This window comes from Brenneria sp. L4-2C (genome assembly GCF_040240335.1).
Classification (GTDB): domain Bacteria; phylum Pseudomonadota; class Gammaproteobacteria; order Enterobacterales; family Enterobacteriaceae; genus Brenneria.
Genome location: NZ_JBEIAC010000015.1, coordinates 50279 through 64648, shown reverse-complemented (window position 1 = coordinate 64648; position 14370 = coordinate 50279). Strand labels below are relative to the sequence as shown.

The following is a 14370-nucleotide window of genomic DNA, read 5'->3' as shown; positions in this document are numbered from 1 at the left end:
GGCCCTTGCCGGACGTTATTTCAACGGCGAGTTTTCGACACAACGAAATACATACCCGGTTCCGTTATGGGAGGGAATTTGCTGTAATCTTGATACTGTATAAGTATTGCTAATATCGCCCAAATCCCCGCGGATAACCTTCTCCTTTCCTTCTGTCGGCCCCAGCGGATCCTTTTCCGGCGCGTGCTGGTAATAATCCGCCGCATACCAGTCATTGATCCAGTCTCTTCCATTTCCCATCATGTCATACAGGCCGAGCGGATTGGGTGCATAGCTTCCCACCGGCTTCAGGTCTGGCGTGAAATTCCGTGCGTTGTCATTCTCATCGTAATATCGGTTATCGCTGTTGGCATAGATCAAGAACTGTCCCCGGCTGCGGGCGGCGTACTCCCACTGCGCTTCCGTCGGCAAATCTATGCGTCGTCCGCTTTCCATCCCCAGCCACCGGCAGTAGGCTTGGGCATCGTGCCAGTTTACGGATGCCGGATAGTTATCACTAATCCTCACCTTGTCAGAGGCAAAATCCTTGTCATCGTTATCCCTGATGCGCTTGTAATAAGCATTTTTATCCCGCCCCTGAAACGCCATCCAGCGGTTAAATTCGCCCCAGGTTACCCGGTATTTCCCCATCCGGAAGTCCGACAGCGCCACCCAGTGCAGCGGCTTATTGTCCTGGTCAGAAGTGAACGGCAGTTTTTCTCCCACCAGCGGTCCGAAGTCCCCCATTTGAAAACGCCCGCCCTTTACCATGATCATATTATCCAGCGACGTCTGCGCCAGCGCGGCTCGTTCCGCTTCTTGTTTTTGCTCGTCCTTGCAGCCGCCCAGCAATAGCCCGGCCAGCACGATCGCCGCATAATATCCTGATTGTCTTCTGTTCATCGTTATGCTGCTTCCTGCATTGTTATGCATACGCCCCTTGCCAGGCATTATTTCAACGGCGAGTTTTCGACACAGCGAAAGCCATTTCCTATACTCTCATCAGCAGGAGTTTGCTTGGCTCGATAGATGGTATAAGCGCCATCTAGATCCCCCTGATATCCCCGTTGTACTTTCTTTGTACCCTCTCTCGGCCCCTGCGGATCCTTTTCCGGCGAGTGTTGGTAATAATCCGCCGCATACCAGTCATTAATCCAATCGGTTCCATTTCCCATCATGTCATAAAGACCCAGCGGGTTCGGGGCATAGTTTCCCACCGGCCTCATGACTGGCGTGAAATTCCGTGCGTTGTCATTCCCATAGTAATATCGGTTATCGCTGTTGGCATAGATCAAGAACTGTCCCCGGCTGCGGGCGGCGTACTCCCACTGCGCTTCCGTCGGCAAATCTATGCGTCGTCCGCTTTCCATCCCCAGCCACCGGCAGTAGGCTTGGGCGTCGCGCCAGTTTACGGATGCCGGATAGTTATCACTAATCCTCACCTTGTCAGAGGCAAAATCCTTGTCATCGTTATCCCTGATGCGCTTGTAATAAGCATTTTTATCCCGCCCCTGAAACGCCAGCCAGCGGTTAAATTCGCCCCAGGTTACCCGGTATTTCCCCATCCGGAAGTCCGACAGCGCCACCCAATGCAGCGGCTTGGTATCCTGTTCGGGGCTGAACGGCAGTTTTTCTCCCACCAGCGGGCCGAAGTCCCCCATCTGAAAACGCCCGCCCTTTACCATGATCATATTATCCAGCGACGTCTGCGCCAGCGCGGCCCGTTCCGCCTCTTGTTTTTGCTCGTCCTTGCAGCCGCCCAGCAATAGCCCGGTCAGCACGATTGCCGCGTAATACCCTGATTGTCTTCTGTTCATCGTTATGCTCCGTGCATTGCCGTAATAAGTTTGGTACAGCTGTACATCAGTATCGGCTGCACTTCTTGCAGCGGCAACTGGCTCTCAATCTCCCTCTGAGTCCGCTCGCTGTCCGGCAGGCTTTGATAAATGTCCCGCAGATTCTGCGCGTAGTGGCTCGGCACGATCGTGACATTGACCGCGTTCGGCACAAAACCGCCTGAGCCGTAGGTGCGCGGCGTTTCTCCCTGTCCCAGAAATGCCGCCACCTGTTGTTCATTTTGCCGCCAATCGCCTTTTTCACTTACTTTTTTCGATAGATGCTGCATCACATTTTCATAGTCGCGCTTCGACTGCACCCAACGCAGCACGTACAGCACCGCCCGTTTGCGCGCGCTGAATATGGTTCCGCCTTCGCACGGCGTTTCCGCATGGCTGGCGGGGCTGGCAGCCCGATCCCAGAAATTGCTTTCAATCAGTGAGGCGATGGCCGCGCCTTTGCTCTCCGGCGGCGCATATTTCAGGCAGTCGCCTTTGGTGCTGAGTATTCGCTCCATCAGCGCCACCCGAGCCTCCTTCGCCTCCCAGCTATCTCTCAAACTATCCTGCAATTTTTCAGATGTTGCTTCCACCCCATCAATTAGTCGGTTAACCCCATACATCCCGACCAGCAGCGGAATGGCGCAGAAGCCGTAATAGGTTTCCGCCGACATGATGTGCATCAGTTGGAGATAATCCGCATTGCGCAGCATATATGTCAGGCACGGCATAAAGTCGGTCATGATCGCCGGGCCGTCGACGTCAAACAGCACGGCCCCCTTGCCACCGGTGCCCCAGCATACCCCACCGCTGACCTGTATCCGCACCTTGCCCCCCTGATAACTGAACAGCAGCACCCTGCTGCCCCCAATACCAGCCTGTACCGTTGCCCCCAGCGACACCTTCGCCAGCGTGCTATATTTATCCTCGCCCTTATTGTCCGGGTTTTTCCAGATCACCGCGCCGGACACATTGGCGCTGGCTTCCGCCCCTACGAATACGCTCAGTTCCGCGCCGGGTTTTACCTCTTCCAGCGCCTTCGACACGTCCACCCGCCGCGTACCCGGTACGCCATCCAGCGATGCTTTCATCGGCAGTCCTTTCGCCCGATCCGCCGCCATATTTACCCCAACCTCAATACCCAGACTCGCGCCGATGCTCCCCGACAGCGTCAACGTCAGGTCAAAACGCAGCGTGCCGAGCACGCCGGTTCCGCCTCCCGGCACTTTCTGCGGGTCAAGCGGGTAACAAATTTTCACCCCGGCCTTGTCCGGCAGATACAACGTTCCGCTGCTCTTCGCCTCGGCCAGCGCCAGATTGGCATAGGCGCTCACCTTACCGCTCAGCTCCGATATCGGTCTGCGCTTTCCGGTGCGAATATCCACCTCAAACGGGTTAAGCAGGCATTTCACCCCGGCGCCGTATGCCCAGCGCATCAATTGCGCCTGTGAATCGAACGCCATCTGCTTGCCGTCGTACCCGTCTGTTTTCAAGCTGTCATTAAATTCCCGCGCCCATTGGCCCCAGACGCCACTGCGGTCGTCCAACAGTTTCGCCTCCCATAACTTCAGGGACGGTTTCAACGTTGACACCTGTTTTTTCAGCGTCTCCGGGTCAATTTTCTGACGGGTTCGCATCTGGCCGTCTTCCCCGACATATTCCACCGTTTTCAGGAAACTCTTGCCGCCGCTTTTCTGCTCATCGCGATTCAGACGGTAGCGGCGCCAGTGGCTTCTAATCTTATCCGACCGCACATAAACATATTTCGCCCCGCGCTTACCCCCATGAATTTCGATAAGTTCCATGATGCCGATGGCGTTCTTTTTACTGTTTTCGTCCAGCAGAGTGGCCTTGGGAAGAGTATCGGCCGGGGAGAGGTCGGCTAGTTCGCTACGGAGTTGATTACAAACATCATCCAGCACCTGGTATTCCGCTTTCAACTGGGCCGTATACCGATTGCGTTCCACTATTTTTGTCCAGTCCAGCGCAGCACTCGCGGAAGTCAACGTTTCGATGCGTTGCAGGGCATCCATGCGTCTAGCCAGCAGCAGGTTCAGCGTATTGCTTTCCTGCTCCAGCGTATGGCATTCATCGCTATCTACCGCTAACAGCGTTTCGCTGTCCGGGTGAAAATACAGCCTTGGTTTTGAGGGGACACAAACTACTTCACCTTGGGGTACGGCTTTGGTCATTGTGGTGTACTGTTCTTCCATGAAATGGGCCTCAAGATTGATAAATTTTCGTAAAATATACGCCAATATTTTGGCATAAAAAATGATCAGAACGTATTTTCCGACAAACGGAAAATATCGCTAATAACAGTTCTATCAATGAGCTGGCATGCAGTTATATCCTCATGAACGGATATACCCGGCAGGATGGAAAATCGTATAACGGTGAGCAGGTCTTAAGATTCTGGCAGAAAAACAGGCGCGGTCAGAGTAACGGAATTGAGTTCGTAAGGATGGGAATAGATGACGGAAACGGAGAAGGCGCTTATCGCCGCCTTCTCCGCAGAGCGATTAGCGGGTCAGCCCCACACTTGGTCGGCGATCGCTTTCACCAATGCGATTTTCGCCCATTGCTGTTCTTCCGTCAGGATGTTGCCCTCTTCCGTGGAGGCAAAGCCGCATTGGGTGCTGAGGCACAACCGTTGCAGAGGAATATAGCGGGTCGCTTCATTGATGCGGTCGATCACCGCCTGCTTATCTTCCAGTTCGCCGAACTTCGAGGAGATCAGCCCCAGCACCACCTGTTTGTCGCCGGAAACCTGCGCCAGCGGCGAGAAATCGCCGGCGCGTTCGGTATCGAATTCCAGATAGTAGGCTGAAACATTTTCACGGGCGAACAGGACATCGGCCACCGGCTGATAGCCGCCGCTGGCGGCCCAGGATGAGTGGTAATTGCCGCGGCAAACGTGGGTGGTCAGCGCCAGATCCGCCGGCGCGCCTTCAATCGCGGCGTTGTTCACTTTCAGATACAGCTCGGCCAGCGCGCCGACCTTGCCGTTCTTCGGCGCTGCGCCATGGGAATGGCCGCAACCGCAGCCGTCGTCGGTGGATTTCGGCGTATCCGCCGCGCCCGCGCCGGCAAATTTCGGATCGACCAGCATGCCCCAGGTGCAGTCATCCAACTGAAGATTGCGGCAACCGGCGGCATAAATTTCTTTGATGAACGTCTGATACGCGCCGGCGATATCCGCAACCAGTTCGTCTTCCGTCGGGTAAATTTCGCGGGTCTGCGCCATATTGTCCGGACGTTGAAGTTCTGCCAGAAATTGCGCCGGCGAGGGAACCGTCATGCGGGGTACGATACCCGGTTCGGCAAACTGGAGCAGGAATTTGAAATGTTCGACAAAAGCATGGTTCTCGCCGGAAATTTTGCCGCTCAGACGGGCGGTTTCCGCGCGCGTCTCTTTATCGGCAAACACGTATCCTTTGGAGATGGCGGCTTTTTCAACGCCGTTCAGCGCCCACATAAAGTCCAGATGCCACCAGCTGCGGCGAAACTCCCCATCGGTAATCACCTGTAATCCGGCGCGTTTTTGTTTCTCAACCAGTTCGGTGATCGCTTTATCTTCAACGCTTTTGAGCTGTGCGGCGGACAGTTCGCCTTTGCTGAACTGAGCGCGCGCATCATGCAGATACTGAGGACGCAGATAGCTGCCGACAACGTCGGCGCGAAAAGGAGGAGTCTGTTGTTGTGTGGCCATATTGATTCAGTCTCTATTTTTCATTTTAAAATTAAGATGATGCAAAGAGACTACCACGTAACATTTCGCGGCTGAGCTGAAAACTCTTCACCCTGCCAGGCAAACTTGAAATTTTTTCATGATGGAAGATAAGCGATCGTCGGGTCGGACAAGGCTTCAACAGCAGAGCGCGGGAATGAATTGACGCCGATCGCGCCCGCCGCCATTGATTTTAACCATCGTTGACCTCATCTTAATAAGCAATCAGCTATTTATCAGCCTTGTCGATCCCATAACATCAGGACTGCGCTATGACGAATCCATTACTGTCCCCCTTTACCCTGCCCCCTTTCTCCAAGATTAAAACAGAAGATATTGTCCCGGCGGTCAAAGCCGCGCTGGAAACCTGCCGTGAGACCGTAGCGCGCGTGGTGGCGCAACCCGGCCCTTTTACCTGGGATAACCTTTGCCAGCCGCTGGCCGACAGCGACGATCGCCTCGGCCGCATCTTTTCGCCGATCGGCCACCTGAATGCGGTGAAAAACAGCCCGGAGCTACGCGCCGCTTACGAACAATGCCTGCCGCTGCTGTCTGAATACAGCACCTGGGTCGGCCAGCATGCCGGACTGTATCAGGCGTACCGTAGCCTGAAAGACGGCGAGCACTACGCCGAGCTGAGCGTGGCGCAGAAGAAAGCCGTCGATAACGCGCTGCGTGATTTTGAACTGTCCGGCATCGGCCTGCCGCCTGAAAAACAGAAACGTTATGGCGAAATCGCCGCGCGCCTGTCCGAACTGGGTTCGTTGTTCAGCAATAATGTGCTGGACGCCACCATGGGCTGGAGCAAGCTGATAACCGACGTCGCCGAACTGGATGGCCTGCCGGAAAGCGCGCTGGCCGCCGCCAAAGCGCAGGCGGAAGCCAAAGAACAGGACGGCTGGCTGCTGACGCTGGATATCCCCAGCTATCTCCCGGTGATGACCTACTGCGCCAACCAGGCGCTGCGCGAGGAAATGTACCGCGCCTACGCCACCCGCGCGTCCGATCAGGGGCCGAACGCCGGCAAATGGGACAATAGCGACATCATGGCGGAAGAGTTGGCGCTGCGCCACGAACTGGCGCAACTGCTCGGCTTCGACAGCTATGCGCATAAATCGCTGGCCACAAAAATGGCGGAAAATCCCCGGCAGGTTATCGACTTCCTGTCCGATCTGGCCAAACGCGCGCGTCCCCAGGCGGAAGAAGAGCTGGCGCAGCTGCGCGCCTTCGCCAAAGAACATTACGGCGTCGAGGATTTACAGCCGTGGGATATCACCTACTACAGCGAACAGCAGAAGCAGCATCTTTACGCCATCAGCGATGAGCAGCTACGGCCTTATTTCCCGGAACAGCGCGTGGTCGAAGGGCTGTTCGAAGTGGTTAAGCGCATTTACGGCATTAGCGCCAAAGAGCGCAAAGACGTAGACGTCTGGCACCCGGAAGTCCGTTTCTTCGATCTGTTTGACGAAGATGGCGAGCTGCGCGGCAGCTTCTATCTCGATCTCTACGCCCGCGAACACAAACGCGGCGGCGCCTGGATGGACGACTGCGTCGGTAACCTGCGCAAAGGCGACGGCTCACTGCAAAAACCGGTGGCCTACCTGACCTGTAACTTCAACCGCCCGGTCAGCGGTAAACCGGCGCTGTTCACCCACAATGAAGTCACCACGCTGTTCCATGAGTTCGGCCACGGCCTGCACCATATGCTGACCCGGATCGACGCCGCGGGCGTGGCGGGCATCAGCGGCGTGCCCTGGGACGCCGTGGAGCTGCCGAGCCAGTTTATGGAAAACTGGTGCTGGGAGCCGGAAGCGCTGGCCTTTATTTCCGGCCATTATGAAACCGGCGAGCCGCTGCCGCGGGAACTGCTGGATAAGATGCTGGCGGCGAAGAATTATCAGGCGGCGCTGTTTATCCTGCGTCAGCTCGAATTCGGGCTGTTCGATTTCCGCCTGCATGCCGAATTCGACCCAGCCAAAGGCGCGCAGATTCTGCCTACGCTGGCGGAAATCAAAGCGCAGGTCGCCGTGGTGCCAAGCCCAAGCTGGGGACGTTTCCCGCACGCGTTCAGCCATATCTTCGCCGGCGGTTACGCGGCGGGTTATTACAGCTACCTGTGGGCCGACGTACTGGCGGCGGATGCCTATTCCCGCTTCCAGGAGGAAGGCATTTTCAACCGCGAAACCGGCCAGTCGTTCCTGGATAATATTCTGTCGCGCGGCGGGTCCGAAGAGCCGATGGAACTGTTCAAACGCTTCCGTGGTCGCGAGCCGCAGCTGGATGCCATGCTGCATCACTACGGCATTAAAGGATGAATGGCAGCAAGGGATGAAAATCTGCCTACTATCCGAGGAAGGCGCCGACAGCGGCGCCTTGACTTTGCTGGCCGAACGCTGGGGGCTGGTTTGCGATCCCGGCGCTGTTATGGCGCTGGTGCTGACGCCGGAACGGCTGGAACTGCGTAAACAGGATGAACCCCGTCTGGGGGCGATCTACGTCGATTTCGTCTCAGGGCCGATGGCGCACCGTCGCCGCTTCGGCGGCGGACGCGGCGAAGCGGTCGCCAAAGCGGTCGGCATCAAAAAGGATTACCTGCCCGATGTGGTCGACGCCACGGCGGGGCTGGGGCGCGACGCGTTTGTGCTGGCGTCGCTGGGATGCCGGGTGCGCATGGTGGAACGCAATCCCGTGGTGGCGGCGCTGCTGGATGACGGATTGCGGCGCGGCTATCAGGATGCGGAGATCGGCCCGTGGCTGCGCGAGCGGCTGACGCTGCTGCACGCTTCCAGCCTGCATGCGTTAGACGATATCTCTCCGCCGCCGGACGTGGTGTATCTCGACCCGATGTTTCCCCATCGGCAAAAAAGCGCGCTGGTGAAAAAAGAGATGCGGGTGTTTCAATCACTGGTGGGGGCTGACGACGATGCCGATGAACTGCTGGCGCCCGCGCGGCGGCTGGCCAAAAAACGCGTAGTGGTGAAACGGCCGGACTACGCGCCGCCGCTGGCGGGGGTGCCGGCGCAGTCCATGCTGGAAACCAAAAGCCACCGCTTCGATTTTTATCTGCCGCTGACATAACGCCCGCGGCAGAGGATTAAATTCAATCCGCGGCGCGCAGGCTCTTACCCACGTCGCCGCCCGGATGCACCGCCAGCAGATTTTCCTTATCATAGCCGCTGCGTTCCATCAGGCAGACGCAGGCGGCGTCGAATATCGCCAGTACCAGCACAATCGACGTCGTCGCCAACATATTGAGCGGATCGATCTCATTTTCCACGCCGGTGCGCACAACCAGCCTGGCGGCACGCGCAATCTCGGATTGCCGGTTTTCCGTCACGCTGATAATGCCGACGCCTTTGGCCCGCAGCGCAGGCAGCAAACGCGTCAGCTCGTCGGAGTTGCCGCCGCGCGAAATCAGGATAATCAGATCGTCCGGCCGCAGGAAACCCAAATCGCCATGCGCGGCGTCGGTGGCGTTCAGGTAGATCGCCGGCCGCTCCACGCAGGCCAGCATATGGGCGATTTTGCGCGCCGCGATACCGGACGTCCCGACGCCGGTGACCGCAATCCGCCCGGTACACTGCGCCAGCAGCGTCAGCAACTGCTGCCAGGTGTGCGCGTCAATGCGCTGTCCGAGCTGCGCCAGCTCACGGCTATAAACATCCCAGGCGCGGGTGGCGCGCAGCCATTCCTGCTGTTGTTCGCTCATGCGCCCTCCTGCATCAGTTGCCGGTATTTCATATGATCGTTGTACAGTTCATGGAACACGCGATATTTACGATCGTAATATTGTTTAATCTTGTTGGTCTGCGGCGTAACGGTTTTCCCGATGCGGCTCATGGCGTTCATCGCCTCCGGCAGGGTGTCGAATACCCCGGCGGCCACTGTCCCCATCATCGCCCCGCCCAGCAGCATCGCCTCGCTCTCTTCCGGCAACAGCATGGCGCAGCCGGTGGCGTTCGCGTGCTCCTGCACGAACACCGGATTTTTTGTGCCGCCGCCGCTGGCCATAATGGTATCGATGCTGTAGCCGCTATGGTTCATGGTCTCGATAATATGGCGCGTGCCGAGCGCGATCGCCTGAATGGTCGCCAGATAGTACAGCGCCATATCCTCGGGCGTACGCGACAGCTTCAGCCCGGTAACGATGCCGGTCAGCGTCGGGTTGGCGCGCGGCGAACGATTGCCGTGGAAGTAAGGCAAGATATGAATATCCCGCGTCAGAAAAGCGATATCCTCCGGCTCGCCCGCCATGCGCCGCAGCAACGCATTCAAGGCTTCATAGATGGTCTGGCCGTTGGTCAGCGCCTGCGTGCGCAGCTCCGGATAACACGGATGGGACTGGATAACGTGATCGATCAAGGCGCCGGTTGCCGACTGACCGCCCTCGTTCAGCCAGTATTCGGGCAGAATGGCGGAATAATAAGGCCCCCATACGCCGCCGATAAAACGTGCGCTGCGCGACATCGCCATATGGCCAGTGGAAGTGCCGCCAATCAGCGCGATACGCCGATCGAAGTTCGCCACTTCGCCGGAAACCCCCGTCGCGCCGATGGTGCCGAGCGTGCCTGCATGAGCATCGATAATCGAGACGCTGACCGCCGTCCCGGCTATCAGCCCCATTTCGCCGGCCGCGCGCTGAGTCAGACCATGCCCCAGCGGCTCGCCCATCATTTTCACCTCGCTGCCGATCTTCGCCGCGTCATGCTCCAGCACGTCTTCCAGCCCGATCTGCTGGAAATAGCTTTTATCCCAGCGCTGTTCGTGACCCAGATAAGTCCATTTGCACACCGTGGAGCACAGTGAACGAGTGGCGTCCTGCGTAGCGCGCCAGGTGAGAAAATCCGGCAGGTCGAACAGGTAGCCGGCGTTGCTCCAGGTGGTCGGCATATGCTGTTTCAGCCACAGCATTTTGGGCGTCTGCATTTCCGGCGAAATGATGCCGCCGACAAAATCCAGCACCCGATGGCGGGTGGCGTTGATACGCTCAGCCTGGGTGATGGCGCGGTGATCCATCCAGACGATAATATTTTGCTCGCTGCGGCCGGAGGGGCTGACGGTCAGCGGCTTGCCTTCCTTATCCAGCACCACCAGCGAACAGGTGGCGTCAAACCCCAGCCCTTTCACCTGAATCGGGTTAATGTCCGCCTGGTTAACGGCATCGCGCACCGCATTGCACACTGCGCGCCAGATGTTGTCCGAGGACTGCTCCACAAAGTCCATCTTTGGCCGGTAGAGTTCTATTTCCCGACTGGCCTGTCCCACCATTCGACCATTGAGATCGAACACCCCCGCCCGCGCGCTGCCGGTTCCCACATCTACGCCAATAAAGTAACTCGCCATTATTCTTCTCCCGAAATCAGGCTTTTCGATTCTGTAATGCGATGAAAAGGATCAGCACGCCGCCCCACAGGGCCATGGTCAGATAGCTGCTGACGCCCAGCAGATTAAGACCGCTCTCCAGCATTTGCAGGACAATCAGCGCCAGCACCAGCCCGATGACGCGACCGAATCCCCCATCCGGATTAATGCCGCCCAGCACCGAAGCCAGGATGGTCACCAACAGCCAGGACTCGCCATAACCGGCCTTGGCCGAGTTAAACTTCGCCATCATCAGCAACGCCGCCGCCCACCCCAGCAGCGCCGAGAGGACATAGACCGCAATCTGCACGCGGGCGGTATTCACGCCGCTGAAGCGCGTGGCCTGCTCATTGGAGCCGACCAGATACAGGCTGCGTCCCAGGGTGGTATGTTCCAGCAGCAGCCATAGCGCGGCCGCCACCAACAGAAACAGCAGCAGCGCCACCGGAATACCGAAAATATCGCCGTTGCCGAGGTATTGAATGACAGGCGGGAAACCGGAAATCACCGCGCCATTGGAAAGCAGGATATTCAGGCCGGTGATCAGCGTCATGGTACCCAGCGAGGCGAGGATGGGCGAAACCCCGATCCAGGCGACCAGAATGCCGTTAAGCAGGCCGATGGCGACGGCCAACGCCAGCCCGGCCAGCAGCGCCAGCCCCAGAAAGAGCGGTTGATCCGGATGGCTGACGATAATGGCCGCCATAACCAGCGAACAGGCGTTCGCCCCGGCGATAATCGACAGATTGATACCGCCGGTGAGCATGGTGATGCCCATGCCCAGCGCCAGCATCCCGAGGATCGGCAGTTGAGAGGCCATCGACTGGAAGTTGCCGACGTTAAAGAAACGCGTGCCAAGCAGCGCGGCGAACAACAGCGCCACCGCGATCAGAATCATGCCCTGTAGCTGAACGATGCGATCGCCGGGCAGCAAACGGGTGAGTTGCGACATGTTATAACTCCTTAGCCAGCTTGCGTTTTTCGTTCCAGGCGGTGGCGCTGATACTGATCAGGATAATGACGCCGCTGAATACCGTGTGCCAGTAGGAGGACACGCTGAGTAACGTCAACCCATTCTGCAAACAGGCCAACAGCACCACGCCGAGCAGCGTACCGGTCAGCGTGCCGCGTCCGCCGGTCATGCTGGCGCCGCCGAGCACCACCGCCGCCAGTACCGTCAGTTCAAAACCGAGCAGCGCGTTAGGCGCTACCGACTGGGTAATCTGCGCCTGCACCACGGCGGCGACGCCAGCCAGCACGCCCATGTAGCCATAGACGTAAAAATGCAGCCGCAGCAGATTCAGTCCCAGGCGCGAAGCCGCATCGCGGTTGCCGCCCATCGCGAAAATCTGGCGCCCGAGGCGGGTAAAGTTCATCAGTACGCCGGTGACGACAATCACGGCCAACAGGCACAGCAGCGGCAACGTCAGACCGTATTCATAACCGTCGGCGGCCGTGAACGAAAACCAGTAGATGCCGTCCATAAACCAGTCCGGAAAACCGTACAGCCAGGTGCCGTTAGTGGCGTAGACCAGCAACCCGTAAAACAGGTTAAGCGTGGCGATGGTGATAATGATCGCCGGCACCTTTAACCAATAGACCAGTAGCCCGTTGACCAGCCCAAGCAACAAACCCACCGCGATGGCCATGGCGAACGCCAGCGCGAAATTGCCGTCGTGCTGGATAATCCAACTGGCCATCACATACTGCGCGATAGAGGTAATCGCCGGGAATGAGATATCGATGCCGCCGGCGATCAGCACCACAAACAGACCGCAGGCCAGAATGCCGAGAATGGCGTAGCTGGTGGCGACGTCGGTCAAATTGCCGAGCGTCAGGAACCCGTCGGTGCCCACGCTAAGGCCAATCGCCAGCAGCAGAACCAGCACGCCCAGATAGAACTCATGCCGCCCGGCCAGCCGGGCAAGAAACGACTTATCCATTCACCACCTCGGCTATCTGTTGTTCGCTGCTGTCGCGGGGTGAAAACTCGGCGACCAGTTCTCCTTCGCGCATCACCAGCACCCGATGGCTGTTGTAGCAGGCTTCTGGGATCTCATCGCAGATCATCAGTACCGCCATACCCAGCCCGGCCAGATCTTTGGCGATCTGATAGATCCCCTCTTTGTTGGCGATATCCACCCCGACCGTCGGCGAATCGAGGATCAGGATTTTCGGCTGCGTCGCCACCCATTTGGCGATGGCGATGCGCTGAGCGTTGCCGCCGGACAGCGTTTTCACCGGCAGCGCGCTGTCGGACACCTTGATGTTCAACTCGCGAATCAGCCGCTCGACCAGCGCGCCGGCCTTTTGATGATCCAGCAGCCCGAACGGAGTGTGCAGCTGGTCGAATACCGTCACGATGGTATTGTCATAGATCGACTGTTCCATAATCAGCCCCTGGGTCAGACGATCCTCGGAGACGTAGCCGATGCCGTGACGCACCGCCTCGCGGTTGTTGCGCAGCCGCACCGGTTGGCCCGACACCCGGATTTCACCGCTTGCCGGCTGCGTCATGCCGAACAGGCTGAGGCACAGTTCGGTACGCCCGGAACCCAGCAGGCCGACAATCGAGACAATCTCGCCGCCGTGCAGCGCAAGATTGATATCATGGTATTTACCGGGTCGGCTGAGGCGACGAACCTCCAGCAGCGGCGTGCTCTCCGCCGCCGGACGCGCCGGCAGATGGCTGTAGTGAAAGCGCTGGCCGGTCATCAGGAACGCCAGCTCCTGGCTATCCAGCTCGCCGGCCAGCCAGGTGCCGACCAGTTTGCCGTCGCGCATCACGCTGATGCGGTCAGCCACTTCTATCACCTCGTCCAGACGGTGGCTGACGAACACCACGCAGATGCCCGCCGCCTTCAGTTCATTGACCACGCGCAACAGGCCGTCCACCTCCTGGCGCGTCAGCGAGGCCGTGGGTTCGTCCATAATCACCAGCCGCGCATCGGCCGCGATAGCACGACAGATAGCCACCAGTTGGCGATCGGCAATGGAGAGCTTCTCCACCTTTTTATCCGCATCAATGCGTACGCCGACGCGCGCCATCGCGTCCAGCGCAATCTGACGCATCGCTTTTTTACTGACCCAGAAATGACCGCCGGGTAAATAACGGTGAATGGCGATATTTTCCGCCACCGTCAGATTAGGAAATAACGATAGATCCTGATATATCACCTGGATGCCGTAATGGCCTGAGAGCTGCGGCGTGAGGGAATGAAATAATTTACCGTCCAGCGCGATATCGGCGCCTTTTTCAGGCTGATAAACGCCGGAAATAATTTTAATAATGGTGCTTTTGCCGCAGCCATTCTGGCCGGCAAGGCAATGTACCTCGCCTTTATTCAGAGTCAGGTTGATCTGGTCCAATGCCAGCACGCCGGGAAATTTCTTACTGATATTTTCCAGCGTGATAAATGCGGTGGATGATGTCATAACGTTAACCTGTACGAACTTATTCTTGCA

At 58.0% G+C, this 14370-nt stretch carries 11 protein-coding genes; 2 read left to right on the top strand and 9 right to left on the bottom strand.

Translation table 11 applies throughout. The features are described 5' to 3' along the window. Positions 1-15: 15 nt before the first annotated feature. The 4 genes from ABRZ26_RS18595 to ABRZ26_RS18580 all read right to left on the bottom strand — a co-directional run bounded on the left by ABRZ26_RS18595 (position 16) and on the right by ABRZ26_RS18580 (position 5526). Positions 16-882, bottom strand: coding sequence for a formylglycine-generating enzyme family protein (locus ABRZ26_RS18595; RefSeq protein ID WP_319605614.1), 867 nt, complete (start codon positions 880-882; stop codon positions 16-18). A gap of 47 nt (positions 883-929) precedes the next feature. Then, positions 930-1796 carry a formylglycine-generating enzyme family protein gene (locus ABRZ26_RS18590; protein WP_319605613.1) on the bottom strand — a complete coding sequence of 289 codons (867 nt, stop codon included), beginning with the start codon at positions 1794-1796 and terminating at the stop codon, positions 930-932. A gap of 2 nt (positions 1797-1798) precedes the next feature. Then, on the bottom strand, positions 1799-4027 hold the full coding sequence (locus tag ABRZ26_RS18585) for a hypothetical protein (RefSeq protein ID WP_319605612.1): 2229 nt from the start codon (positions 4025-4027) through the stop codon (positions 1799-1801). Positions 4028-4344: 317 nt separating this feature from the next. Beyond that, positions 4345-5526 (bottom strand): uroporphyrinogen decarboxylase/cobalamine-independent methonine synthase family protein, encoded by a 1182-nt coding sequence (locus tag ABRZ26_RS18580; protein WP_319605611.1) that lies wholly within the window; start codon positions 5524-5526, stop codon positions 4345-4347. A 290-nt stretch (positions 5527-5816) separates the two neighbouring features. Between ABRZ26_RS18580 and prlC the strand changes: the two genes are divergently transcribed. Beyond that, positions 5817-7859 (top strand): oligopeptidase A, encoded by a 2043-nt coding sequence (gene prlC, locus ABRZ26_RS18575; protein WP_319605610.1) that lies wholly within the window; start codon positions 5817-5819, stop codon positions 7857-7859. Between the two features lie 13 nt (positions 7860-7872). After that, positions 7873-8622 carry a 16S rRNA (guanine(1516)-N(2))-methyltransferase RsmJ gene (gene rsmJ / locus ABRZ26_RS18570; RefSeq protein ID WP_319605609.1) on the top strand — a complete coding sequence of 250 codons (750 nt, stop codon included), beginning with the start codon at positions 7873-7875 and terminating at the stop codon, positions 8620-8622. 22 nt (positions 8623-8644) lie between these two features. Here rsmJ and ABRZ26_RS18565 read toward each other — a convergent pair whose 3' ends face one another. Genes ABRZ26_RS18565 through ABRZ26_RS18545 form a run of 5 tightly spaced genes read right to left on the bottom strand, consistent with a single transcriptional unit; the run spans position 8645 to position 14340 of the window. Then, positions 8645-9253: a KpsF/GutQ family sugar-phosphate isomerase gene (locus tag ABRZ26_RS18565; protein WP_319605608.1), complete on the bottom strand. Its 609-nt coding sequence runs from the start codon at positions 9251-9253 to the stop codon at positions 8645-8647. Then, positions 9250-10887, bottom strand: a complete 1638-nt coding sequence (locus tag ABRZ26_RS18560) for an FGGY-family carbohydrate kinase (protein WP_319605607.1) — start codon at positions 10885-10887, stop codon at positions 9250-9252. Before ABRZ26_RS18560 ends, ABRZ26_RS18565 begins: the two co-directional genes overlap by 4 nt. Positions 10888-10903: 16 nt before the next feature. Beyond that, on the bottom strand, positions 10904-11857 hold the full coding sequence (locus ABRZ26_RS18555) for an ABC transporter permease (protein ID WP_319605606.1): 954 nt from the start codon (positions 11855-11857) through the stop codon (positions 10904-10906). Between the two features lies 1 nt (position 11858). Beyond that, positions 11859-12848 carry an ABC transporter permease gene (locus tag ABRZ26_RS18550; protein WP_319605605.1) on the bottom strand — a complete coding sequence of 330 codons (990 nt, stop codon included), beginning with the start codon at positions 12846-12848 and terminating at the stop codon, positions 11859-11861. Then, positions 12841-14340 (bottom strand): sugar ABC transporter ATP-binding protein, encoded by a 1500-nt coding sequence (locus ABRZ26_RS18545; protein WP_319605604.1) that lies wholly within the window; start codon positions 14338-14340, stop codon positions 12841-12843. Before ABRZ26_RS18545 ends, ABRZ26_RS18550 begins: the two co-directional genes overlap by 8 nt. Positions 14341-14370: the final 30 nt, after the last annotated feature.